25 protein-coding genes are annotated in these 21,136 nt (G+C 61.7%); 16 read left to right on the forward strand and 9 right to left on the reverse strand.

Features of this window, described 5'->3' with window-relative positions; all coding sequences use genetic code 11:
- Window positions 1–71: 71 nt before the first annotated feature.
- From WIF35_RS05005 to WIF35_RS05015, 3 genes are read left to right on the forward strand one after another with little or no spacing between them, the layout of a single operon-like run.
- Complete coding sequence (locus tag WIF35_RS05005; RefSeq protein ID WP_412480468.1) at window positions 72–476, forward strand: hypothetical protein; 405 nt, start codon at window positions 72–74, stop codon at window positions 474–476.
- A 30-nt stretch (window positions 477–506) separates the two neighbouring features.
- Window positions 507–1,457 carry a diguanylate cyclase gene (locus tag WIF35_RS05010; RefSeq protein ID WP_412480469.1) on the forward strand — a complete coding sequence of 317 codons (951 nt, stop codon included), beginning with the start codon at window positions 507–509 and terminating at the stop codon, window positions 1,455–1,457.
- 2 nt (window positions 1,458–1,459) lie between these two features.
- Entirely contained in the window at window positions 1,460–1,852 is a 393-nt protein-coding gene (locus tag WIF35_RS05015; protein WP_412480470.1) for a response regulator transcription factor, read from the forward strand.
- On the opposite strand, the gene gloB is transcribed toward WIF35_RS05015, so the two are convergent.
- A complete protein-coding gene (gene gloB, locus WIF35_RS05020) occupies window positions 1,849–2,604 on the reverse strand; it encodes a hydroxyacylglutathione hydrolase (protein ID WP_412480471.1) in 756 nt (251 codons plus the stop codon). The genes WIF35_RS05015 and gloB overlap by 4 nt on opposite strands.
- 28 nt (window positions 2,605–2,632) lie before the next feature.
- Here gloB and WIF35_RS05025 point away from each other — a divergent pair, with 28 nt between their 5' ends.
- The 6 genes from WIF35_RS05025 to WIF35_RS05050 are packed head-to-tail and all read left to right on the forward strand — an operon-like array spanning window position 2,633 to window position 7,259.
- Window positions 2,633–3,352, forward strand: a complete 720-nt coding sequence (locus WIF35_RS05025) for a class I SAM-dependent methyltransferase (protein WP_412481216.1) — start codon at window positions 2,633–2,635, stop codon at window positions 3,350–3,352.
- The gene (gene rnhA, locus WIF35_RS05030; protein ID WP_412480472.1) at window positions 3,339–3,803 is read left to right on the forward strand and encodes a ribonuclease HI; all 465 of its coding nucleotides are present in this window, start codon (window positions 3,339–3,341) and stop codon (window positions 3,801–3,803) included. The genes WIF35_RS05025 and rnhA overlap by 14 nt, the downstream gene beginning before the upstream one ends.
- On the forward strand, window positions 3,800–4,519 hold the full coding sequence (gene dnaQ / locus WIF35_RS05035) for a DNA polymerase III subunit epsilon (RefSeq protein WP_412480473.1): 720 nt from the start codon (window positions 3,800–3,802) through the stop codon (window positions 4,517–4,519). Before rnhA ends, dnaQ begins: the two co-directional genes overlap by 4 nt.
- A gap of 4 nt (window positions 4,520–4,523) precedes the next feature.
- Window positions 4,524–5,408 carry an esterase/lipase family protein gene (locus WIF35_RS05040; protein WP_412480474.1) on the forward strand — a complete coding sequence of 295 codons (885 nt, stop codon included), beginning with the start codon at window positions 4,524–4,526 and terminating at the stop codon, window positions 5,406–5,408.
- The gene (locus WIF35_RS05045; RefSeq protein WP_412480475.1) at window positions 5,405–6,706 is read left to right on the forward strand and encodes a M18 family aminopeptidase; all 1,302 of its coding nucleotides are present in this window, start codon (window positions 5,405–5,407) and stop codon (window positions 6,704–6,706) included. Before WIF35_RS05040 ends, WIF35_RS05045 begins: the two co-directional genes overlap by 4 nt.
- On the forward strand, window positions 6,699–7,259 hold the full coding sequence (locus tag WIF35_RS05050; RefSeq protein WP_412480476.1) for a methyltransferase family protein: 561 nt from the start codon (window positions 6,699–6,701) through the stop codon (window positions 7,257–7,259). Before WIF35_RS05045 ends, WIF35_RS05050 begins: the two co-directional genes overlap by 8 nt.
- Here WIF35_RS05050 and WIF35_RS05055 read toward each other — a convergent pair.
- Together WIF35_RS05055 and WIF35_RS05060 are read right to left on the reverse strand one after the other, a co-directional pair.
- Complete coding sequence (locus WIF35_RS05055; protein ID WP_412480477.1) at window positions 7,251–7,586, reverse strand: hypothetical protein; 336 nt, start codon at window positions 7,584–7,586, stop codon at window positions 7,251–7,253. The genes WIF35_RS05050 and WIF35_RS05055 overlap by 9 nt on opposite strands.
- Window positions 7,583–8,245: a c-type cytochrome gene (locus WIF35_RS05060; protein WP_412480478.1), complete on the reverse strand. Its 663-nt coding sequence runs from the start codon at window positions 8,243–8,245 to the stop codon at window positions 7,583–7,585. The genes WIF35_RS05055 and WIF35_RS05060 overlap by 4 nt, the downstream gene beginning before the upstream one ends.
- A gap of 91 nt (window positions 8,246–8,336) precedes the next feature.
- On the opposite strand from WIF35_RS05060, the gene WIF35_RS05065 reads away from it, so the two are divergent.
- Both WIF35_RS05065 and WIF35_RS05070 read left to right on the forward strand, forming a co-directional pair.
- Complete coding sequence (locus WIF35_RS05065) at window positions 8,337–9,599, forward strand: ATP-binding protein (RefSeq protein ID WP_412480479.1); 1,263 nt, start codon at window positions 8,337–8,339, stop codon at window positions 9,597–9,599.
- Entirely contained in the window at window positions 9,596–10,129 is a 534-nt protein-coding gene (locus tag WIF35_RS05070; protein ID WP_412480480.1) for a response regulator transcription factor, read from the forward strand. Before WIF35_RS05065 ends, WIF35_RS05070 begins: the two co-directional genes overlap by 4 nt.
- A gap of 203 nt (window positions 10,130–10,332) precedes the next feature.
- On the opposite strand, the gene WIF35_RS05075 is transcribed toward WIF35_RS05070, so the two are convergent.
- The 6 genes from WIF35_RS05075 to WIF35_RS05100 all read right to left on the reverse strand — a co-directional run bounded on the left by WIF35_RS05075 (window position 10,333) and on the right by WIF35_RS05100 (window position 15,017).
- Window positions 10,333–11,601 carry a putative Na+/H+ antiporter gene (locus WIF35_RS05075; RefSeq protein WP_412480481.1) on the reverse strand — a complete coding sequence of 423 codons (1,269 nt, stop codon included), beginning with the start codon at window positions 11,599–11,601 and terminating at the stop codon, window positions 10,333–10,335.
- 70 nt (window positions 11,602–11,671) lie between these two features.
- On the reverse strand, window positions 11,672–12,865 hold the full coding sequence (locus WIF35_RS05080; protein ID WP_412480482.1) for a polysaccharide pyruvyl transferase family protein: 1,194 nt from the start codon (window positions 12,863–12,865) through the stop codon (window positions 11,672–11,674).
- 30 nt (window positions 12,866–12,895) lie between these two features.
- A complete protein-coding gene (locus WIF35_RS05085; protein ID WP_412480483.1) occupies window positions 12,896–13,315 on the reverse strand; it encodes a BLUF domain-containing protein in 420 nt (139 codons plus the stop codon).
- 147 nt (window positions 13,316–13,462) lie between these two features.
- Window positions 13,463–13,930 carry a copper chaperone PCu(A)C gene (locus tag WIF35_RS05090; protein ID WP_412480484.1) on the reverse strand — a complete coding sequence of 156 codons (468 nt, stop codon included), beginning with the start codon at window positions 13,928–13,930 and terminating at the stop codon, window positions 13,463–13,465.
- Window positions 13,931–13,944: 14 nt separating this feature from the next.
- Window positions 13,945–14,550 carry an SCO family protein gene (locus WIF35_RS05095; RefSeq protein WP_412480485.1) on the reverse strand — a complete coding sequence of 202 codons (606 nt, stop codon included), beginning with the start codon at window positions 14,548–14,550 and terminating at the stop codon, window positions 13,945–13,947.
- On the reverse strand, window positions 14,547–15,017 hold the full coding sequence (locus tag WIF35_RS05100; RefSeq protein ID WP_412480486.1) for a hypothetical protein: 471 nt from the start codon (window positions 15,015–15,017) through the stop codon (window positions 14,547–14,549). The genes WIF35_RS05095 and WIF35_RS05100 overlap by 4 nt, the downstream gene beginning before the upstream one ends.
- 193 nt (window positions 15,018–15,210) lie before the next feature.
- Here WIF35_RS05100 and nosZ point away from each other — a divergent pair, with 193 nt between their 5' ends.
- From nosZ to nosD, 5 genes are all read left to right on the forward strand, one after another.
- Window positions 15,211–17,493 (forward strand): Sec-dependent nitrous-oxide reductase, encoded by a 2,283-nt coding sequence (gene nosZ / locus WIF35_RS05105; protein ID WP_412480487.1) that lies wholly within the window; start codon window positions 15,211–15,213, stop codon window positions 17,491–17,493.
- A gap of 91 nt (window positions 17,494–17,584) precedes the next feature.
- Complete coding sequence (locus WIF35_RS05110; protein ID WP_412480488.1) at window positions 17,585–17,878, forward strand: c-type cytochrome; 294 nt, start codon at window positions 17,585–17,587, stop codon at window positions 17,876–17,878.
- Between the two features lie 113 nt (window positions 17,879–17,991).
- Window positions 17,992–18,717 carry a c-type cytochrome gene (locus tag WIF35_RS05115; RefSeq protein WP_412480489.1) on the forward strand — a complete coding sequence of 242 codons (726 nt, stop codon included), beginning with the start codon at window positions 17,992–17,994 and terminating at the stop codon, window positions 18,715–18,717.
- Between the two features lie 90 nt (window positions 18,718–18,807).
- Window positions 18,808–19,785: a hypothetical protein gene (locus WIF35_RS05120; RefSeq protein ID WP_412480490.1), complete on the forward strand. Its 978-nt coding sequence runs from the start codon at window positions 18,808–18,810 to the stop codon at window positions 19,783–19,785.
- A gap of 4 nt (window positions 19,786–19,789) precedes the next feature.
- A complete protein-coding gene (gene nosD, locus WIF35_RS05125; protein ID WP_412480491.1) occupies window positions 19,790–21,136 on the forward strand; it encodes a nitrous oxide reductase family maturation protein NosD in 1,347 nt (448 codons plus the stop codon).

The raw sequence follows: 21,136 nt of genomic DNA on the forward strand, positions 1-21,136 counted from the left end.
ATCTACTGCCAAAAGCTCACAGGCTAATAAATTTAGCACATTGCACCCCATTTATTGCATTTGGCAACACCATGAATTTGCGTTGGATCATTGATGATATCGGCGAAATCATCGCTGAATTTAAACGGCCTCAGACTTGGCTGATAATCGGCCTGATCTGCTTTTTCGGCTGGCTGACCTATTTGGTGGCTACCTATGCCTTCCGCACCGATGCGATACTGATTTTTTTGCATCGGACGGCCGGCTCATGCCGGGAACTAACCAACGGCATCATCATCTTTCTGTTCTGCGGCATGATTTTCTTCATGCTCACCGCGCTATTGATGCTCGGCGAATTTCAACGCTATTTCGAATACAAGGAACACCACGCCCATGTCCAGGCTCAAAAGGCACTATGGTGGGGCATCGGTTGGACTTGCGCTTCGGTAGGTATCGTCGTTTCGGCACTGGTCTTCTTCGATAGATTCTGCCGATAGCTACTCAACCGGCCAGCCTTTCAAAAAATCATGAAAATACTCATCGTCGAAGACAGCCGGACCAACCTGCAGATTCTGACTCAATACGTCCAGCGTCTGGGGGCTGAGGTGGTCCACGCGATGAGTGGCCAGGAAGGCATCGATCTGTTCCAGCGCGAACAGCCGGATATCGTGCTGCTCGACATCGTTTTGCCGGATATCGATGGTTTCGGCGTAGCCCAACGGATCCGCGCCCTGGAAAACCAGGGCAACTGGGCACCGATCATCTTCCTGTCCTCGCTCGACAAAGACGAGGATATCGAGAAAGGGATCGCCGCCGGCGGTGACGACTACCTGCTCAAGCCGGTCAGCGAAGTCGTGCTCGGCGCGAAGATTCGCGCCATGCAGCGCATCGTGCAGATGCGCACCTCGCTGGTGGTCATGGCCAAGAAACTCGACCGGGCGAATGCCGAACTGCGTCGCCTGTCGGCCAGCGATGGCCTGACCGGCATTGCCAACCGGCGCTACTTCGACGAGGCCATCGGCCGTGAATGGCGTCGAGCACGTCGCCTTTCGGCGAGCGTTGCCCTGATCATGTGCGATGTCGATTACTTCAAGCTCTACAACGATACCTACGGTCACCAGGCCGGCGACGACTGCCTGCGTCGCGTCGCTGCCACGCTGCAGAAATTCATGGAGCGCGCCACCGATGTCGCAGCCCGCTTTGGTGGCGAGGAGTTCGCCATCGTGCTGCCGGAAACCAATATCGGCGGTGCCCTGTTCATCGCAGAGAAGATTCGCCACGGTATCCACGACCTGAATCTGACGCACGATGCTTCGCCGTTCGGCAAGGTGACGATCAGCATGGGGATCGCCTCGGCCATACCCGGGGTAGACAATCCCTATGACGATCTGATCCAGGCCGCCGACAGGGCTCTTTACCAAGCCAAACACGAAGGGCGCGACCGGGTCTGCCGCGCCGATGCCATTCCCGCTCACTGAGTATGAAATATCCTCGCCTGACGATCATGATCGTCGACGACAACGACATGATGCGCAGCATCCTGCGCGGCATGCTGCGCGGCGAACAGTACGACGTCGTCGGCGAAGCGCGCAATGGGCTTGCCGCCGTCGAAATGGCTGAACGCATGAAGCCGGACATCATCTGCATGGATGTCTTGATGCCTGAATTGGACGGCATCAACGCCATGGCCCAGATCAAGGCGCAGCGTCCTGAAACAACCTTCGTCATGATCACCGGCAATGCCGACCCGGAAACCGTTCAGCAGTCGATCGAAAACGGAGCCGCCGGTTTCATCGTCAAACCCTTCAACGCCGCACGCGTCCTCGACACGCTGGAAAAAGTCGGCAATCGCTTGCGCCAGAAGGCCGGCTAGAAGACGTTCCGCCAGGCGCGCAGCGCCGCGAAAATTGCCGTTTTTGACTGGTCCACCGCAGCATGCTGCATGGCCGCATCGATGACCACCGGCTCACAGCAACGCAGGAAGGGATTGGTCGCCTTTTCCTCGGCCAAAGTGAACGGTACGCTGGGCAAACCCGCCGCTCGCAACTCCGCCACCTTGGCCGATCTGGCCAGCAAAGCAGGGCTTTCCGGCTCGACGGCGAAGGCAAAGCGCAAGTTCATCTCGGTATATTCGTGCGCGCAAAAGATCCGCGTCTCGTCCGGCAATGCAGCAATGGCATCGAGCGACGCCGACATCTGTTCCGGTGTCCCCTCGAACAGACGGCCGCAGCCGGCACCGAACAAGGTGTCGCCGCAGAACAAGGCACCGGGTGCATGGTAGGCAAGGTGGCCGCGCGTATGGCCGGGCACGGCCATCACTTCGACCGTACAACCCAGCACATCGATCCTCTCGCCACCTGACAAAGGGCGGGTTCGGCCTGTGATAGACTCGTCAGCCGGGGCGTAGACCTCGGGTTGCCAGCGTTCGACCAGTTCGGCCACGCCGCCCTGATGGTCGGCGTGATGGTGGGTGATCAGGATACCCTCCAGCGTCAGGCCGTCGGCGGCCAGCCTCGCTTCGACCGGGGCGGCATCGCCCGGGTCGACGACGAACGCACTGCGTCCCTGGGTCATCAGCCAGATGTAATTGTCCTTGAAGGCGGGAATGAACGAGATTTCAAACATGCCGGAACTATCGAGCGCCAAGCCCCGGATGTCAATTCCCGGACTCGATGCCTGGCTCGCCTCGCCGCAAGGGCAATACGTTCTGTCCTGGGAACAACGCCAGGTCGACGATGCGGTGGCCGATATCTTCGGCTTCAACGCCTTGCAGATCGGCCTGCCGCAATGCAACTTCCTGCGCGCCAACCGCATTCCGCTACGCCAGCGCGCCTGCCAGGATCCGTTGGCCGATGTCCAGTGCGAACTGACCGCCCTACCCTTCGCCTCGCACAGTACTGACCTGATCGTCCTGCCGCACGTCCTCGAATTCGCCGGCGACCCACATCAGGTTCTGCGCGAAGTCGAGCGCGTCCTGATTCCGGAAGGGCAACTCCTCGTCCTCGGCTTCAATCCCTGGTCGCTCTGGGGACTGAAGCGCCATCGCGGACAGCGCGAAACCTTTCCGTGGAACGGCAGCTATCTGTCGCTCCCTCGTTTGAAGGATTGGCTGCAACTGCTCGGTTTCGAGGTCGATCGCGGCACGCTGGGCTGCTACGCGCCCCCGTTTGAACACTCGCAGTGGCTGCGGCGCTGGCAGCCGATGGAAAATGCCGGTCGGCGCTGGTGGAATTTTTCCGGTGCCGTCTATATGCTGCGCGCCGTAAAGCGTACCCACGGCATGCGCCTGATCACCCCAAAATGGAAGAAAATGCCGGCCCGCGCCAAAGCGCTACGGCCGATCGCACAAAAGCAAACCCATGAGCAGCACTGAACAAGTCGAAATATTCACCGACGGCGCGTGCCGCGGCAATCCCGGCCCCGGCGGCTGGGGCGTCATCCTGCGTCTCGGCCCGCACGAGAAGGAAATGTGGGGCGGCGAAGCCGATACCACGAACAACCGCATGGAACTGACCGCCGCCATCCGCGGCTTGGAAGCCATGAAGCGTCCGATCGCCGGCAAGGTCTATACGGACTCCCAATATGTATTGAAAGGCATCAGCGAGTGGATTCACGGCTGGAAACGCAACGGCTGGAAGACCTCGGACAAGAAGCCGGTCAAGAACGCCGACCTGTGGCAGGTACTGGACGGCCTGGCCCGTCAGCACAAGCTGGAGTGGATCTGGGTCAAGGGCCACGCCGGCCATCCGGAAAACGAACGCGCTGATGCCCTGGCCAACCGCGGCATCGACGAATTGAAACAAGGCAGCAAGGAAACGGCATGAGACAGATTGTCCTCGATACCGAAACTACCGGTCTCGACCCGCGCCAGGGCCACCGCATCATCGAAGTGGCCTGCATCGAACTGGTCAATCGCCGGCTCACCGGTCATCACCTGCACAAATACGTCCATCCCGAGCGCGACATCGACGAAGGCGCCCAGGCGGTGCACGGCATCACCCTCGAATTCCTGGCCGACAAGCCGAAATTCGCCGACATCGTCGACGAGCTGCTCGAATTCATCAACGGCGCCGAACTGATCATCCACAACGCCCCCTTCGACATCGGCTTCCTCAACGCCGAACTCGACCGCCTCGGCCGCGTACCGGTCGGCACCATCTGCAACGGCGTGATCGACACGCTGAAGATGGCCAAGGAAATCCATCCGGGCAAGCGCAACAGCCTGGATGCCCTGTGCGAACGCTACGAGATCGACAATTCGAGCCGGACGCTGCACGGCGCCCTGCTCGATACCGAACTGCTGGCCGACGTTTACCTGGCCATGACGCGCGGCCAGAACTCGCTGATGATTGAGCAGGACGAAGCACCCCGCCCGCAGATCGGCGCCGACGGCCAGGTACGGCAGCGCAAGCCGCTGCTCGTACGCCGCGCCAGCGACGAAGAACTGGCCGAGCACAGCCGCGTGCTCGCTGCCATCGACAAGGAGTCCAAAGGCGCCTGCCTGTGGCTGCCCAAGCCGGAAGCCGAAACCGCCGCCTGACGCCATGCTGCCCATCACGCTCTTCCTGTGGATTGCCGGCGAGATCGCCATCTACCTGGCCATCGGCCGCTTCGCCTTCCGCGCCGACTGGGTTTATGCGATTGCCGGCGCCATCGGCGGCCTGCTCGGCGTACGCGCCAGCATCAACATGGTGACCTGGATGTTCGGCATGATCTTCGCGTCGCCCGCACCACGCCTCGGCTTCGCCCGTACGGCCCGCCTGATGCTGGCCGAGTACGGCGCTTTCCTGCTCACCTTCGTCCTGGTCATTCCCTTCGAACGGCTATGGATGCCAGCTGACCGCCTGCCGCCCGCCAGGCAGCCCATCGTCCTCGTGCATGGCTATGGCTGCAGCCGCGGTGTCTGGTGGCTGCTCCGTCGCCGCCTGGAAAAGGCCGGCCATGTCGTGGCCAGCGTCAGTCTCTTCCCGCCCTACACCAGCATGGGCAAATTGGTGCCGCAGCTGCGCGAACGTATCGAACAGGTTTGCGCCACCACCGGCGCCAGCCAAGTGTTACTGGTCGGCCACAGCATGGGGGGCCTGATCGCCCGTTCCTACCTGGCCCGCCATGGCAACGAACGGGTTGCCCGCCTGATCACGCTGGCCACGCCGCATGCCGGTACCGAACTGGCCCGCATCGGTTTCGGCCAGAACGCCCGCGAAATGACCCCGGGCTCGCTCTGGCTCTCCGACATGAACGCCGAAAAGCTGCCGGTACCGGCCATTGCCCTGCGCAATGCCTACGACAACTACGTCATGCCGCAGGATAACCAGCGACTCGACGGCGCCCGCGATATCGAAATGCCTGCTGTCGGCCACCTTGCCATGCTTTATGATCAACGCATTGCACAAATGCTGATCGACCTGCTCGCCAGAACACCCTCATGAACATTCCCGATTCCACCCGCGCCCAGGCGCAGGATCTGCTCGATTTCATCGACGCCAGCCCCAGCCCCTGGCACGCCGTCGCCACCGCCGAACAACGCCTGCAGGCGGCCGGCTTCAGCCGCCTGGTCGAAACCGAGCGCTGGGCCATCGCTCCCGGCGGCAAGCACTACGTCGTGCGCGGCGGCTCGTCGATCATCGCTTTCATCGTCGGCAGCGATTCCCCCGCCGAGGCCGGCCTGACGATGATCGGCGCCCATACCGATTCGCCGGGCCTGCGCATCAAGCCGAAACCGGCCGAGGAAAACGCCGGCATGATCCGTCTCGGCGTCGAAGTCTATGGTGGCCCCATCCTCGCCTCCTTCGCCGACCGCGACCTGTCGCTGGCCGGCCGCGTCAATGTGCGCACCGCCAACGGCTTTGCCACCCGCCTATTGCGTTTCGATACGCCGCTGCTGCGCCTGCCCAATCTGGCCATCCACATGAACCGCGAGGTCAATGAGAGTGGCCTGAAATTCAACAAGCAGACCGAGCTGCCCTTGCTGCTCGGCGTGGCCGACGGCAGCAAGGCGGAAGAGCGCTTCCGCGCCCCGATCGCCGCTGCGCTCGATGTCGCACCGGACGATTTGCTGACCTGGGAACTCGCCGCGTACGACACGCAAAAAGGCACTTTTTGGGGTGTGCACCGCGAGTTTCTGGCCGACAGCCAGCTCGACAACCTGGCGTCCTGCCACGCTGCACTGAGCGCCCTGCTCGCCGTGCCGGCACCGCGCCAGACGGCGCTGGTCGCCCTGTTCGATCATGAGGAAGTCGGTTCGGAGAGCGCCGTCGGCGCTGGCGGCAGCTTCGTCGGCGACGTGCTGGCCCGCCTGGCCAACGCGCAAGGACTGGATGCCGAGGACCAGCGCCGGCAATTGGCCAACAGCTTCTTCATCAGCGCCGACATGGCCCACGGCTGGCATCCGAATTTCCCGGCCGCCTACGAGCCCTGCCACCGCGCCCTGGTCAATGCCGGGCCGGTCATCAAGAGCAATGCCAACCAGCGTTACAGCACCGGCGCCGAAAGCGCGGCGCGCTTCATGGCCATCTGCGAGCGAGCTGGCGTGCCCTGCCAGCAGTATGCCCACCGCACCGACCTCGGCTGCGGCAGCACCATCGGCCCAATTGTCGCGGCACGCCTGGGCATTCCGGCGGTCGACGTCGGCAACCCGATGTGGGCCATGCACAGCATTCGCGAGAGTGCCGGCGTGCTCGACCACGGCTACATGATCGCCGCGATGACGGAGGCCTTCCATGGTTGAATCCTGGTCCGATGCGACTGCACTGGCAGTCGGCACCGGCGTCCTGGCCTGGCTATCGCGCAAGGCCCTGGCCCGCCCTGGCAGCCACGGTTTCTATCGATTTTTCTCCTGGGAAGCGATCCTGGCGCTGGTCGTGCTGAACCGCCAGATCTGGGGCGAACAACCGTTCACGCCACACCAGATGACGTCCTGGATTCTGATGCTGACCAGCATCGGACTGGCCATTACCGGCGTGGTAACGCTCAAGCGCTTGGGCAAACCAGGGGAACAGCGCAATGATGGCTCGTTCTACGAGTTCGAGAAAACCACGCAACTGGTGAGCAGCGGCATCTTCGGTTATATCCGCCACCCAATGTACACCTCATTGCTGGCCCTGACCTGGGGAGCCTTTTTCCAGGGCCCGAGCTGGCTTGGCGCCTGTATCGCAACTGCCGGCACGAGTTGTCTGCTGCTGACTGCCCTGACCGACGAGAAGGAATGCCTCGCTTATTTTGGCGAGCCCTACGCCAACTACATGCGAAGAACCCGGCGCTTCGTGCCCTACCTATTCTGACTCGCCCTTCGTGCCCATCATCTCGTTGCAGGTTGCCCGGCCGAAGGCTTCTGCCTTCTTCGGGCTGGAAATCTGCGGTTCTTCGTAGATACGCCGGATGATGTGATTGGTGACGCGCGGCCCATGGCTGCCGTCCTCTTCGAACAGCTTCATCGGCCGGCCACGCTCACGGCTGTAAAAAGCTTGCAAAGCATGATCGCGCACCCGCTCGCAGAAGCGGATTTTCTGCGCATCCGGCATGTCGTCCGGCACCATGCCAGCATGGGCGTGGGCGAAACATCCGCCGCTCAGCAACATGGCAGTTGCTCCAATGATGAAACGCTTCATTCCTTGGGTTCCTGTATCGAAGTCAGATAAGCCAGGATGTCCTGGATGTCTTTTTCCTTCAAGCCATTCAGCACGCCGACCGTACCCTCTTCGTCGTGCGGACGATCGGCTTTCAGGAAGAGATCGACCTGGCGCTTCAGGTAATTGGTGTATTGCCCGACCAGCATCGGGAACATGCCGCGCCCCTTGCCCGCCTTGCCATGGCATGAAGCGCACTGTTTCTGGTAAAGCTTTCCACCCTGCTCGATGTCACCCTCAGCACGCGGGATGATCATCACTTTCTCGACCATCTGCAGGCGGGTCAGCGCATCCTCGTGTCCCTTGAATTCGGGCATCTTGGTCGGCAATTCGATCCCGGCCAGATAGGCGGAAACATCCTTGATGTCCTCGTCCGATAGTTCGCGCTCCTGGGTGTAGGGGAACATCGGAATATTGACCCGGGTACGTGCCCGGAAGCTCTTCAACTGGCTTTCAAGGTGTTTGACCTGCTGGCCGGCGATCCGCGGGTACTCGCCCTTCTTGCCGCCACCACCGAATTCGCCGTGGCAGGCAGCACAAGTCCCGTTGATTTCCTTGCCTTTTTCGAGGTCCACCGCAGCAGCCGGCAAACTGGCGAAGGCTGTCGCCAGCAACAGGTAGCGGATAGAAGCAAAAGGCATCGGCAAAGCTCCAGACAGAAATTGAGGTGCGGCGAATTGTCGCATCGTCCGGCCGGCCGAAAATTGACACAAATCACGCATAATTCCGCCCATGTCGTTTTGCCCCGCCTGCCTCGAAGAAGGCCCCGAGCATCTGCCCAACCTGCGCCGCCTGGTGGCGAGCCGCTGGATCGTTCTCGGCTGTCTGGCGCTGGCCATATTGTTCGTTCCCGAATTTCTCGGCATTCCCCTGCCACGTGGCCCTTTACTCGGCATCGTCGCCGTCACGACGGTGCTGAATACGCTGGCCTGGTGGCGTCTGCGTACCGCCAGCGCCGCCAGTCCGCTCGAACTGTTCAGCCAATTGCTGATCGACATGGCTGCCCTCGGTGCCATCGTCTTCTTCAGTGGCGGCGCGGCCAATCCGCTGGTGTCGCTGCTGTTGCCGCCGGTCGCCATCGCCGCCCTGACCCTGCCGGGCTTGCTCGTCGCCGCTATCGCCGGCGTGGCGATCGGTGCCTATTCGCTGCTCATGCTGGTCTACGTGCCGCTCCCCATTGGCGACGCCAGCCGGGCCACGCAGCTGCACCTGATCGGCATGTGGCTGATCTTCGTCGTGTCGACCCTCCTGGTCAGCTGGCTGATCGTGCGCATGATGCGCCTGGTGCGCGAGCGCGACGCGGCGCTCGCCGCTGCCCGCGAACAAAGCCTGCGCGACGAGCGGGTCATGGCCCTGGGCACCCTGGCCGCCGGTGCCGCCCATGAACTCGGCACGCCGCTCGCTACCATGGCCTTGCTCGCCGGCGAACTGGCCAATGACCCCGCCTTGACTGAGCCAGTACGCGAAGACATCGCCCTGTTGCGGCAGCAAATCGGGGTCTGCAAGGAAATCATCACCGGCCTGTCGCGCCGCGCCGGCGCCGAGCGCCTGGAAAATACGCCGGTGCAGCCGGCCGACCGCTGGCTGGACAGCGTGCGCCAGCATTGGCATGCCGTCCGTCCGCAGGCCAGCAGCCGGCTGATTCTGGGAAGCGACGGGGTACCGCCCGAGATCGTGGCCGACCCGCGCCTGGAGCAGGCCCTCCTCAATTTGCTGAACAATGCCGCCAACGCCAGCCCGGCACCGCTGGAAATCCGCCTGGCCTGGGGGGCCGGCACGCTGGGCATTGCCATTCGCGACCGTGGCCCCGGCTTTCCGGCTGACGTTCTGGCCAAGGCCGGACAAACCAGCTTCCCCGCCCATGCGGCCGGCAGCGGCATCGGTCTGATGCTGACCCGCAGCGCCGTCGAACAACTGGGCGGCAAGCTGCTCCTGAGCAACCCCGAGGACGGCGGCGCGCTCGCCCAAATCGAACTACCGTTGAACCGCCCATGAACGAACTCACCCTGGTCATCGACGACGATCCGAGTTTCAACGCCATCCTTGTCCGCACGCTCGAACGGCGCGGCCATCCGGCCCGCGGCGTGACCGAAGCGGCAGCCGCCGTCGAGGCACTGCGCGAGAGCGGAGCGAGTCGTGTCGTACTCGATCTCAATCTGAACGGCCAATCGGGCCTGGCGCTGATCCCGCAACTGCTAGCCGTCAATCCCGACTGCAAGATCGTCGTGCTGACCGGCTACGCCAGCATCGCCACCGCTGTCGATGCCGTGAAGCTCGGCGCCATCCAGTACCTGGCCAAGCCGGTCGAGATCGAAGCCATCCTCAGCGCCTTCGACGACGACGGCAGCCCCGACTTCGACGTCCCGGTCTCGGATGAACCGCTATCGGTCGACCGCCTGGAATGGGAACACATCCAGCGCGTGCTGAGTGAAAACGACGGCAATATCTCGGCCACCGCCCGCGCCCTCAAAATGCACCGTCGCACACTGCAACGCAAGCTATCCAAGCGCCCGGTCAAAACCTGATTTTTGCCCTATTTGGGTAGTGCACCGCAGCAGTCGCCTCAGGGCATGTTCGTGGTAAGCGGCGTGAGCAGGTTTGCTGGCGTTGCACGGGCGCCCAGACAAGATGAACCGTGTATGCTTGTTCCACTCCCCGGCCGAGTAATGCAGAAGGTCACCCTCGCCAGCAACCCCTTGCGCAGCCCGTCACTTGCGGCAAACACGCCCTAGAGCAACAAGAAGGCGGCCATTGAAACCAGCGTCGGCGGCAAGGCGGCGGCGAGTAGCCCGAGCGGGCTGACCGAGCCATCGGCAAAACTCGATTTCAGGATGGAAATACCGGCCGGATTCGGTGCATTGGCAATGACGGTCAAGCCACCGCCGGTCACCGCGCCGGCGACGATGGCGTACTTGAATTCCGGCGTCACCCCTTGAACCAGCGAGGCTAGGTAGGTCAGCGCCGCGTTGTCGGTAATGGCCGTCAAACCCGTCGCCAGGAAGAAGAGTACGGTCGGCTCGACGCCAACCAGCGTCCGCTGCAGCCACCATTGCTGCAAGCCACCGAGCACCACCAGCCCGGCCAGGAAGAAGGCGACCAGCAGCCCCTCACGCAGGATCAAACGGTCCTGATAGCGCTCGTAGGCTTCGGTATATCCGAGAAAGAACAGGAAGAGCCCCATGAAAACGGCCGGATGGTGGGCAAAAACCACCACCCCGACCAGGAAGGCCAGGTGGATGAAAGCCACCGAAACCGGCACGGGCGGACGCTCCTCCCGCCCTTCAGCACCGCCGACCCGCCCCAGTTCGGCGCGGAACAACACGCTCAGGATCAGGGCATTGATCAGCACCGCCAGCATCGCCTTCCAGCCGAAGGTTGCGAACATGAAGGCCGTGGTCCACTCCCAGGTCGCCGCCACCATCAGCACCGGCGGCGCACCGAAGCTGGTCAGCGTGCCACCGATCGAGACATTGACGAATAGCACGCCGAGAGTGGCGTACTTGAGACGGCGGGAGATGCCCGCGGCAAAATAACGGTCACGCAGCATCAAGGCCGCCAGAGTCATGGCCGCCGGCTCGGTAATGAAGGAACCGAGCAAAGGCACCAGCGACAGGCACAGGAAGTAGATCCCCAGCCCGCGGGAAAGCGGCAGCAATCCGGCCAGGAAACGCACCGTCGCAGCACAGAACTCCAGGATCGGACGACTGGCCGCAATGACCATGATGACGAAGACGAACAGCGGTTCGGTGAAATTACGGCTTTCCATGTAGTCCACCGCATCGGTCTTGCCAGTCAGCAGGAACAGGGCGACAACCAGCACAAAGGCCCAGAAGCCGAACACCACCTCGACCTCGCCCAAGAGATGCCACAGACCGGCATGGCGCGGTTGGGTATGGGCCAGATGGGCGAACAGCTTGGTCGAAAAGGTATGCAACACCGCCAACGCGAAAACGATGGCAGCGACCAGCTCAGGAACGGATACGGCTGACGGGTTCAAGTGGGCGTGGCTCTGAGATGCGATGCCTTGAGCTTAGCATGCTCCCCTACCCTGACCGCCATCCGGACTTTCACCTATCCGGTAGCAGCAGGCGGTCGACACCGAGCCGGCCGGCTTCGGCAAGCAGATGCTCTTGCCACTGAGAGCGAGCGACGGATGAGGCAGCGAGCAACCGACCGAGGCTCTCGCCAACCTCAGGGAGGGCAGCGACACCGCGGGCGCCGGGCTGTCCCCAAGTCTGCTCGTAGGCTGCGAGTTTGTCGGCGGCGGATGACGCCCCGAGCAGATTGAGCGCCGGCCTGGCGAATGCCTCGGCCACGATGCGCCCATGCAAGCTGCTGCCGATGAAAGCCGCAGACTTCGACAGCAAGGCGCAGATATCCCACAGATGCGATGACTCGAAAAGGCTGACGCTTTTGCTCCGCATGCCGGCGGCCAGGCGGCGATAGACCGCCATGTCGTCATGCCATGGCGCCAGGCCGGCACGAAACAGCACGACACCGAAGCCATATTCCTGGACCAGGGCATCGAGTTGTCCGGCCAGGACGGCGAGCGTCCGGTCATCGCCAAACTCGGCGCTGCACTGGACAGCCAGAAATCCCCGCGGATAACGCTGGCCCAGCGCCAGAACCTCGCCTCGTCCAGCATGTTCGGCAAGCTCCCCGGCAAAGAGCCGGGCCGTCAGCACCGCCGGGTCTGGCGCCAATTCTGCCGAAACGCCAGCCGCGATCAATTGCGCTTGCGTCGTCCGGTCGCGCACGCGGACGGCATCCATGCTCCGCAAGGCAGACAGCGCCTCGGCGCGCAGCGATGCCGGCAGCGACGAAAAACCGACGCCGCCGATCGCCTGGGCAACGATGCGCCCGGCTTGCGGAAAATCGCTGCGTCCAAGCAGATAGGGCAGCTGCCGCCTGTCGCCCAGTGATGCTACTGCCCACGCCTGCCGTGCCGCAGGATCACGATCGACTTGCCCGATGGCTGCCATCGCCCCATCGGCGTCGAGCAACATGATCGCCGCCTCATAAGCGGAGCAGCCAAGAATCTCGCCGCCGACATGGATCAGATCGGCAGCTGGCCAGCTTTCCGCTTGTGCAGCCAGCAGTTCGACGGCGACACCGCCGACAGGCCGCAAATCGCGCCGGGCCAACCCGGCAAAGAGCAGCATCCGCTCGCCAAGCTGGCGAGCCGCGACCTGCGCCAGCAGCAAATCGCCGAAATTATGGCGATCGAAGGCACCGAACAGAATGATCGGCCGCTCGCTCATCGCAGCCTTGGGCCGCCATGGCAGCGCCGTTCAGCGTAGGGCGAAATGGTGCAGCAATTCGAGGGCATTCCCAGGCTTGGCCTGCAGGGCCTCGGCGTCGAACCCCTTGATGTAAAGCGGTAGAAATGCCTCGTGTCGGCCCGCATCCTCGCGGCGCAGGCGGCGGAAGCCCATGGCCCAGCGGCCGAACTCACGCTCGCCGATTTCCTCGCGCAAGATCTCGATGAGGTGATGGTGACGCGGATCGTCGCAGATGCGGCGATACACCTCATCCACCGCGGCGGACTCGCCTTCGAGCACCTGCATGAAGCTGCCGTGGGAATAGAGCAGCAAGCCGGTAACCTGCAGCGGCGTATTGCCACGAACCGAGGACTCGAGAATGGCGTCGAGTTCGGCTTCGGTCAATTCCTGCTTTGCCGAACTCACATAGATCAATTGGACAAGCGGCATGTCATCACCCGTACTAACTGCACGGTCATTATCCCCGGCGAGCGTGACAGCGTCCAGCCTGCACGGAGCGACGGATGAATCGCCGCCCCTCTGACTGGCCAGGTGTGCAGCGCATTGCTGCGGTGCACACCGGAAAAAGCACAAAAATTAGTGCTTGTGTTCCATCGGCGCCGGCATCGGGTTCGCCGTCGGACGCACGACCTTGGCATCAACCTGCTTGCTGCTGCCGTCGTCGAAGGTCAGGGTAATGGGCACGCTGTCGCCCTCCTTCATCGGCCCCTTCAGATCGATCAGCATGACGTGCAGGCTGCCCGGCTTGAGCACGGCTTCGCCCTTGGCCTTGACGTCGATGGCCTGCACCGGACGCATCTTCATGACGCCGCCCTCGTTGATGTGGTTGTGCAGTTCGGTGACCTTGGAAGCCGGATTGCTGGCCTTGACCACCTTCACATCCTTGTCGCCGTTGTTCTTGATCACCATGAAGGCGCCGGTAGCCGGTGCATTCGGCGGCGCCAGGCGGACATACGGCTCCTGCACGGTCACGTTGTCGGCGGCGCCGGCCAGGGCACCCAGGGAAACGAGCAGACCGGCAGCAAGCAGGGACAGATGTTTCATCGGATTTTTCTCCTTCATGGTTGAGTCAGGTACTTGCGAATGGCGACCACCACCTGATCCGGTGGCGTCGCATGAGCGATCTTGCCGACCAGCTTGCCGGCGGGATCGACAACATAGGTATCGGCCGAATGGTCGACGACATAACCGTCACCGGCTGTCGCCACCTTTTGCTCGGCGTAGAAGGCACCGTAGCGCTTGGCCACTTCGGCGACTTCGGACGGGGTGCCGGTGACACCAACCAGCGCCGGATGGAAGAACTTGGCGTAGTCCTTCAATCGAGCTGGCGTATCGCGCTTGGGATCGACCGAAATGAAGATCATCGCCACCTTGCCCTGCTCCTCCGGCGTCAGGCGGTTCAAACCATCGGTCGTCGCCGCCAGCGAGGTCGGGCAGATGTCCGGGCAGTAGGTGTAGCCGAAATAGACCAGCACCAGCTTGCCCCGATAGTCGTGCAACGAGACCGGACCATCGGCCGCTTGCAGGGTGAAGTCGCCGCCGGACGGCCCCGCTGCCTTGGGCAATGGGCGCTCGGGCATTTCCGGTTGCCAGAAGACGGCCACGCCGGCCACCACGATGGCGAGCAGCACGGCAACGATCAACAACAGACGTTCGCTTTTCATTCGTGGTTCCCCGTGGCAAAGCGGAAGGGAATGGCAATGCGTTCCTTGCCGGTCTCGACCAGCACCGTCGCCTGCCAATCCATCTGGCCGGTGATGCAGACCGGCAGCGTCGTTTCGCCAACAAAACTGCCCTCGCCCTGCGCTTTCAGTTCGGGGCGATTCAGCCCCATGTTCATATCGATCCCGGCGAAATCGACCTCGACGCGCGCCGGCGTCAGACCGGTCGCCTTGACCTGGATGCCAAACGGCTTGACCAGTGGAATCGGCCGCGTTCCCATGTTCAGCTCGATCTCGCCCCCTGTCGGCAAAGCCACCTTGCAGGCCTGCACCTGCAGGTTGCACGCCGGGTCTGGCTGAACGGTGACATCGGCCTTGGGCAACAAGAGCGGAGACAGCTTGAAGCCGACAACGACAATCAGGGCAATCAGCTCCAGGCCGATCAAATCTATCAGTATTTTCTTATTCACAAGCCCAATCCGGCCACTTTCGTTGCGGTCGCAGCATTTTCCCGCAGAAAGCGTCCATGAAATTAGCAAACATCAATTTTTTCACAACCCATGGGGAATACAGTGTGCGACAAATTGCCGCAGGGGGTGTGCTATCCGCTGTGACGATGGAGGGTAGGAAGTTGAACTTCTTGTTTTTCTAGGGAGAAACGCAATGAAACATTTCGCAGTGAAGACTGGCGCACTGCTGTTGGCCGCAGGGCTGGCAGGTACCGCAATGTCGGCTGAATCGCTGCAGGACGTGATGAAGCGTCGCAACCTGAGCCAGCAAGACCTGCTGGCCGCGGCCAAGACCTACGTCCCGACCGGCAAGCGCGACGAATTCGTCGTCTTCAGCTCTGGCGGCCAATCCGGCCAGATCATCGTGTATGGCATTCCGTCCATGCGCATCCTGAAGTACCTCGCTGTCTTTACCCCGGAACCCTGGCAGGGCTACGGCTACGACGAAAACTCCAAGGCCGTGCTGGCCCAAGGCGCTATCGACGGCAAGACCATCACCTGGGGCGATACCCACCACCCGGCCATTTCGGAAACCCAGGGCAAGTACGACGGTCAGTATCTGTTCATCAACGACAAGGCCAACCCGCGCCTCGCCGTGATCGACCTGCGCGACTTCGAAACCAAGCAGATCGTGGTCAACCCGATCTTCAAGTCGGAACACGGCGGCGCCTTCGTCACGCCGAACACCGAGTACGTCATCGAAGCTGCCCAGTATCCGGCCCCGCTGGAAAACAAGAAGTTCGTTCCGCTTGAGGAAATGAACGAGAAGTACCGTGGCGGCATCACCTACTGGAAATTCGATCGCAAGGAAGGCCGCATCAATCCGAAGGAATCCTTCTCGGTCGAGGCCCCCCCGTACTGGCAGGATCTCTCCGACGCCGGCAAGGGACCGTCTGACGGCTGGTCCTTCACCAACTCCTTCTGTTCCGAACGCTACGTCGGCGGTATCGAAAAGGGCCGTCCGCCGTATGAAGCCGGTTGCTCCGCCAAGGACACCGACTATCTGCACGTGATCAACTGGAAGAAGGCCGAAGAACTGGTCAAGGCCGGCAAGGCCAAGGTCATCAACGGCCACAAGGTCCTGCCGCTCGAAGTCACCACCAAGGAAGGCGTGCTCTTCCTGATTCCGGAACCGAAGTCGCCGCACGGCGTCGACGTCAGCCCGGACGGCAAGCACATCATCGTCTCCGGCAAGCTCGACACCCATACCTCGGTCTACTCCTTCGAGAAGATCCAGGCAGCCATCAAGGGTGGCAAGTTCGAGTCCAAGGATCCGTATGGCGTGCCCGTCATCGGCCTGAAGGATGCCCTGGACAAGCAGGTTCAGCTGGGTCTCGGCCCCTTGCACACCCAGTACGATTCCAAGCCCTGTATCGCCTACACCTCGCTGTACGTCGATTCCCAGGTCGCCAAGTGGAACTACTGTGAAGGCAAGGTGGTGGACAAGATTTCCGTCCACTACAACATCGGCCACCTGATGACCATGGAAGGCGACTCTGCCGATCCGAAGGGTCGTTATCTGGTTGCGCTGAACAAGCTCGCCATTGACCGCTTCGTGCCGGTCGGCCCGCTGCACCCGCAGAACCACCAGCTGATCGACATCTCGAACGACAAGATGCAACTGTTGTACGACATGCCGCTGCCGCTGGGCGAGCCGCACTACGCTGTCGCCATCGACGCCACCAAGCTGAAGCCGGGCGTTCGCTACAAGGTCGGTACCGACTCCCGCACTGACAAGCCGCATCCGGGCGCCGTCCGTGCCGGTGAAGAAGTCACCACCAAGAAGGGCAACAAGATCGAGGTCAAGGGTACGCTGATCCGTTCGCACATCACGCCGGAAACCATCGAGGCGGAAGTGGGCGACGAAATCACCATCCACCTGACCAACCTCGAACGTGCCCAGGATGAAACCCACGGCTTCACCGTGTCGACCTACAACGTCCATGCGTCCGTCGAGCCGGGTAAGACCGTGACCGTCAAGTTCAAGGCTGACAAGGAAGGCGTCTATCCGTACTACTGCACGGAATTCTGCTCCGCCCTGCACCTTGAAATGATGGGCTACTTGCTGGTCAAGCCGAAGGGCTGGAAGCCGACCAAGACCGAAATGGCCAAGGCCGGTTACACCGAAGCTGACTACAAGACCACGCTGAAGAAGGTTGCCGACACCCAGGCTGTCATCGACTCCGTCGTCGGTTACATCACCAGCGTCAACTTCAAGGACTTCCCGGATGTTGTGAACATGGTCGACGATGCAACCGACCAGCTCAACAAGATCAAGGATGCCAAGGCCAAGCATGAAGCCGCAGCAGCCAAGAAGGACTGGGAACAGGCCAACCTGTGGGCCGAGCAGGTCTGGCAATACCAGGTCAAGGCAGCCGACCTCGGTCTGCGCGCCAAGACCTACCTTGAGCAAAACGGTGCCAAGAAGGTCAAGTAAGCAATCTTGATCTGACTTAAGGCAATCATCGGGGGGCAGAGCGATTCTGCCCCTCGTTTCATTTCAGGAGGGAAAAACCATGAAATTTGTAATGACACTCATCGCCGCAGCCTTCGTCGCTGCACCCGCCATCGCTGCTGACGGTGCCGCGCTGTACAAGGACAAGACCTGCAACGCCTGCCACGGCCCGAAGGGCGACAAGCCGCTGATGCCCAATTATCCGAAGATCGCCGGTCAAAACGCCGCCTACTCGGAACAGCAGATGAAGGACATCAAGAGCGGTGCGCGCAACAACGGCCAAACCGCGGCAATGAAGGGCGTCATGCACCTGGTCAGCGATGAGGAAATCAAGGCCCTCGCCGACTACCTGTCCAAGCTCAAATAAACGGGCAAAAGCCCGGCCTGCCGGGCTTATGACCCACATCAAGGAATGCTGATATGGCGAATAAGACAATGCCGACAGCGTTCCATCCAACCCGCCATAAAAGGATACCGAACATGAAAGCATCTCTTCTACTGGTCGGCCTGCTTAGCGCCGGCATCGCCTTCGCAGGCCCACCAGCCCCCCATGCCGATGGAATTGAGTCCAAAAGCTACAAGTGGAACGCCGAAGGTGGCGAAAAATCCGAAGCGCTGAAGCTCAAGGGTGACAAGAAGCGTGGCGAGGAAGCCTACGAGGTTTGCGGCGCCTGCCACCTGCCTTCCGGTGCCGGTCGCCCGGATGGCACCTTCCCGCAGCTGGCCGGCCAGCACACCACCGTGCTAATCAAGCAGATGGCCGACATCCGCGCCGGCACCCGCGACAACCCGACCATGTATCCGTTTGCCGCCACCCTGACCGACCCTCAGGAACTGGCTGATGCCGCTGCCTATATCGAAAGCCTGTGCATTCCGGTTGAGCACGGCAAGTACGAAGGCGCCGATGCCGCCCTGAAAATCGCCCAAGGCAAGGAACTGTACGAGAAGCAGTGTCTGGAATGCCATGGCAAGAACGGCGAAGGCCAGAAGGACAAGTTCTACCCGGTGATCGCCGGCCAGCACTACAAGTACCTGCTGCGCCAGATGACCGAGATTCGCGACGGCCACCGCCGCAACGCCAACCCGGACATGGTCAAGGTCATCAAGCCCTATACCAACGACCAGCTGGTGGCGATTTCCGCTTATCAGTCCAGCCTGGTTATGCCGGGCTCCATGTGCAAGCCGAAGGCTGGCAAGAAGAAGTAAGATAGTGTCATTGCAGTATCGCTGCCCGCCCCGGGCGGGCAGCACCTCACCCGGCACCCGACCGGGCGCAATATCCAAGAGAGCAGCGTCATGAACAAACAAAACAAGATCATCGGCGGTTTGACCCTGATTGCGCTCATCGCGCTGGTTGCCGCCTATTTTTCCCCGATCTGGTGGGTTTCGCTGACCGCCCCGAATTACCCCAAGGATGCCTTCCCCGATGGCATCCGCATCCATTTTCACTTCGATGGCGTCTATAACGGATGCAAGGCAGCCGGCAAGGGAAGCCGCATGGCCAACGAGATCATCCAGAAGGATCTCGGCCACGAGGATGAGCGCTACAACCCGATCACCGACGCCAAGAAGGATATCGACAAGGGCGCCGAGGGACTGGATTGCGTTCATGAAATGAACACCATCAACCACTACGTCGGCATGTTCCCGATCGCTACCGGTGCGCCGGTAGAGAAACCCCTGGCCAAGTTCTTCTTCGGTTTCTTCGCGATCATGATGCTGGCTTTCGCCATGCCGAAGAAAAAAGCCCGCCTGGCGGTGCTGAGTGCCGGCTTCGCTGCCGTGGCTGGCTGGATGCTGGTCGACCAATTCGTCATGGGCCACCTGGAAAGCCATGTCCAGGCCTACATGCAGGAAGCCGGTGCCTTCTTCAAGGAACCGGACAAGATCAAGGTCTGGGGTGACAACGTGCGCAGCATTTCGCAGTTGGTCATCTTCGGCCTGATCGGCGTCATGCTGGTGGTCATTGCCGGCACGGCCAAAATTCGCCCCTTCCAGTTGCTGCTGGCTTTAGTGCCTGGCCTCCTCCCGGTTTTCTTCGTCATCACCTATTCAGCCTGGCTGTGGTTCTTCGGACACAACCTGCATCCGTGGGGCGCTTTCACCGTCAAGCCCTTCATGCCGACCGTCTTCGGCGAAGGCAAGGTGGCGCAGTTCTCGACCTACTCCTATCCCTATTGGGGTTATGGCCTGCTGCTGATCATCTTCGCCTGCCTGATGCTGGCGCTGCTGATCCGTCGTAAGCAACTGCGCGAAGACCCGACGGCCGAGTAAAGCCATGAGCACGCTGCACCGCCTGGCCAGGCTCGGCCTGGCCACCGCCCTCCTCGCCGTGATCATTCCCGGCAACGGCGAAACGCAGTCGGAGGTTCCGGCCGGTATGGGCGCTCGCGCCGATGTCGACCGCCCGAAGCCGATTTTCATGCTGCACGAACGCGATAAGCGGGTGCACGGGCTCAAGCCCTTCCAGGAACTGGTCGACCGCGCCGCGCCCGGCTCTGTCCTCAAGCCGCCACCCGGCGCCTATGCCGGCCCGGTCGTCATCGACAAGCCGCTGACCATCGATGGCGGTGGCAAGGTCACCATCGACGCCGGCGACAAGGGCACCGTGATGATCCTGAATGCCAGCAATTCGACGCTGCGCGGCCTGCACCTGACGGGCTCGGGCGACTCGCACGACACCGACGACTCCTGCCTCGACGTGCGCGGCAACGACAACGTGGTCGAAGACCTGCGCATCGACAATTGCCTGTTCGGCATCGATCTGAAGCAGACCAACCGCAGCAAGATCATCGGCAACCGGATCAGCTCCAAGGACCGCGAACTCGGTGTGCGCGGCGATGGCCTGCGCCTGTGGTATTCGAACGACAATCTGGTCGAAAGCAACGAAATCATCGATTCGCGCGACATGGTCGCCTGGTACTCACACCGTAACGTCTATCGCAACAACCTCGGCAAGCGTAGCCGCTACTCGATCCACTTCATGTTCGCCAACGACAATGTGGTCGAGGGCAATCGTTTCTACGACAACGCAGTCGGCATTTACTTCATGTACACGGAAGGCGGCGCCGCCCGTAACAACGTGATTTCGCACGCCACCGGCGCGGCCGGCATGGGTATCGGCTTCAAGGAATCTTCCGGCACCGTGGTCGAGAACAACGAAATCGTCTATTGCGCCATCGGCGTCGGTTCCGATCTGTCGCCGTTCCAGCCGGATACGACCATCGAGTTCAAGGGCAACCGCTTTGCCTACAACGGGATCGGCATCCTGTTCAACAGCGAAACCGGCGGTAACAACCTGACCGACAATGTCTTCGAGGGCAACCTCACCCAGGTCAGCTACGGCGGACGTAGCGGTTCGCCGCGCAATAATTTCTGGGAAGGCAATTTCTGGGACGACTATCAGGGCTTCGACCGCAATAGCGATGGCTTTGGCGACAACCCGCACGAATTGCTGGCCTACGCCGACCAGATCTGGATGGAAATGCCGGTTGCCCGCTTCTTCCGCAGTTCGCCGGTCATGGAACTGCTCGACTTCCTGGAGCGTCTCGCGCCGTTCTCTTCGCCGGACCTGATCCTGCGCGACGCGAAACCGCGCTTCGTCAAACCCCATCGCGAGGCCTGA

It is taken from the genome of Azonexus sp. IMCC34839 (assembly GCF_047047955.1).
Taxonomy (GTDB): domain Bacteria; phylum Pseudomonadota; class Gammaproteobacteria; order Burkholderiales; family Rhodocyclaceae; genus Azonexus.

Excerpts from the sequence above, each read along its gene's own strand:
- WIF35_RS05005 (WP_412480468.1), top strand. The coding sequence starts at position 72 with ATGAATTTGCGTTGGATCATTGATGATATCGGCGAAATCATCGCTGAA.
- WIF35_RS05010 (WP_412480469.1), top strand. The coding sequence starts at position 507 with ATGAAAATACTCATCGTCGAAGACAGCCGGACCAACCTGCAGATTCTG.
- WIF35_RS05015 (WP_412480470.1), top strand. The coding sequence starts at position 1,460 with ATGAAATATCCTCGCCTGACGATCATGATCGTCGACGACAACGACATG.
- gloB (WP_412480471.1), bottom strand. The coding sequence starts at position 2,604 with ATGTTTGAAATCTCGTTCATTCCCGCCTTCAAGGACAATTACATCTGG.
- WIF35_RS05025 (WP_412481216.1), top strand. The coding sequence starts at position 2,633 with ATGTCAATTCCCGGACTCGATGCCTGGCTCGCCTCGCCGCAAGGGCAA.
- rnhA (WP_412480472.1), top strand. The coding sequence starts at position 3,339 with ATGAGCAGCACTGAACAAGTCGAAATATTCACCGACGGCGCGTGCCGC.
- dnaQ (WP_412480473.1), top strand. The coding sequence starts at position 3,800 with ATGAGACAGATTGTCCTCGATACCGAAACTACCGGTCTCGACCCGCGC.
- WIF35_RS05040 (WP_412480474.1), top strand. The coding sequence starts at position 4,524 with ATGCTGCCCATCACGCTCTTCCTGTGGATTGCCGGCGAGATCGCCATC.
- WIF35_RS05045 (WP_412480475.1), top strand. The coding sequence starts at position 5,405 with ATGAACATTCCCGATTCCACCCGCGCCCAGGCGCAGGATCTGCTCGAT.
- WIF35_RS05050 (WP_412480476.1), top strand. The coding sequence starts at position 6,699 with ATGGTTGAATCCTGGTCCGATGCGACTGCACTGGCAGTCGGCACCGGC.
- WIF35_RS05055 (WP_412480477.1), bottom strand. The coding sequence starts at position 7,586 with ATGAAGCGTTTCATCATTGGAGCAACTGCCATGTTGCTGAGCGGCGGA.
- WIF35_RS05060 (WP_412480478.1), bottom strand. The coding sequence starts at position 8,245 with ATGCCTTTTGCTTCTATCCGCTACCTGTTGCTGGCGACAGCCTTCGCC.
- WIF35_RS05065 (WP_412480479.1), top strand. The coding sequence starts at position 8,337 with ATGTCGTTTTGCCCCGCCTGCCTCGAAGAAGGCCCCGAGCATCTGCCC.
- WIF35_RS05070 (WP_412480480.1), top strand. The coding sequence starts at position 9,596 with ATGAACGAACTCACCCTGGTCATCGACGACGATCCGAGTTTCAACGCC.
- WIF35_RS05080 (WP_412480482.1), bottom strand. The coding sequence starts at position 12,865 with ATGAGCGAGCGGCCGATCATTCTGTTCGGTGCCTTCGATCGCCATAAT.
- WIF35_RS05085 (WP_412480483.1), bottom strand. The coding sequence starts at position 13,315 with ATGCCGCTTGTCCAATTGATCTATGTGAGTTCGGCAAAGCAGGAATTG.
- WIF35_RS05090 (WP_412480484.1), bottom strand. The coding sequence starts at position 13,930 with ATGAAACATCTGTCCCTGCTTGCTGCCGGTCTGCTCGTTTCCCTGGGT.
- WIF35_RS05095 (WP_412480485.1), bottom strand. The coding sequence starts at position 14,550 with ATGAAAAGCGAACGTCTGTTGTTGATCGTTGCCGTGCTGCTCGCCATC.
- nosZ (WP_412480487.1), top strand. The coding sequence starts at position 15,211 with ATGAAACATTTCGCAGTGAAGACTGGCGCACTGCTGTTGGCCGCAGGG.
- WIF35_RS05110 (WP_412480488.1), top strand. The coding sequence starts at position 17,585 with ATGACACTCATCGCCGCAGCCTTCGTCGCTGCACCCGCCATCGCTGCT.
- WIF35_RS05115 (WP_412480489.1), top strand. The coding sequence starts at position 17,992 with ATGAAAGCATCTCTTCTACTGGTCGGCCTGCTTAGCGCCGGCATCGCC.
- WIF35_RS05120 (WP_412480490.1), top strand. The coding sequence starts at position 18,808 with ATGAACAAACAAAACAAGATCATCGGCGGTTTGACCCTGATTGCGCTC.
- nosD (WP_412480491.1), top strand. The coding sequence starts at position 19,790 with ATGAGCACGCTGCACCGCCTGGCCAGGCTCGGCCTGGCCACCGCCCTC.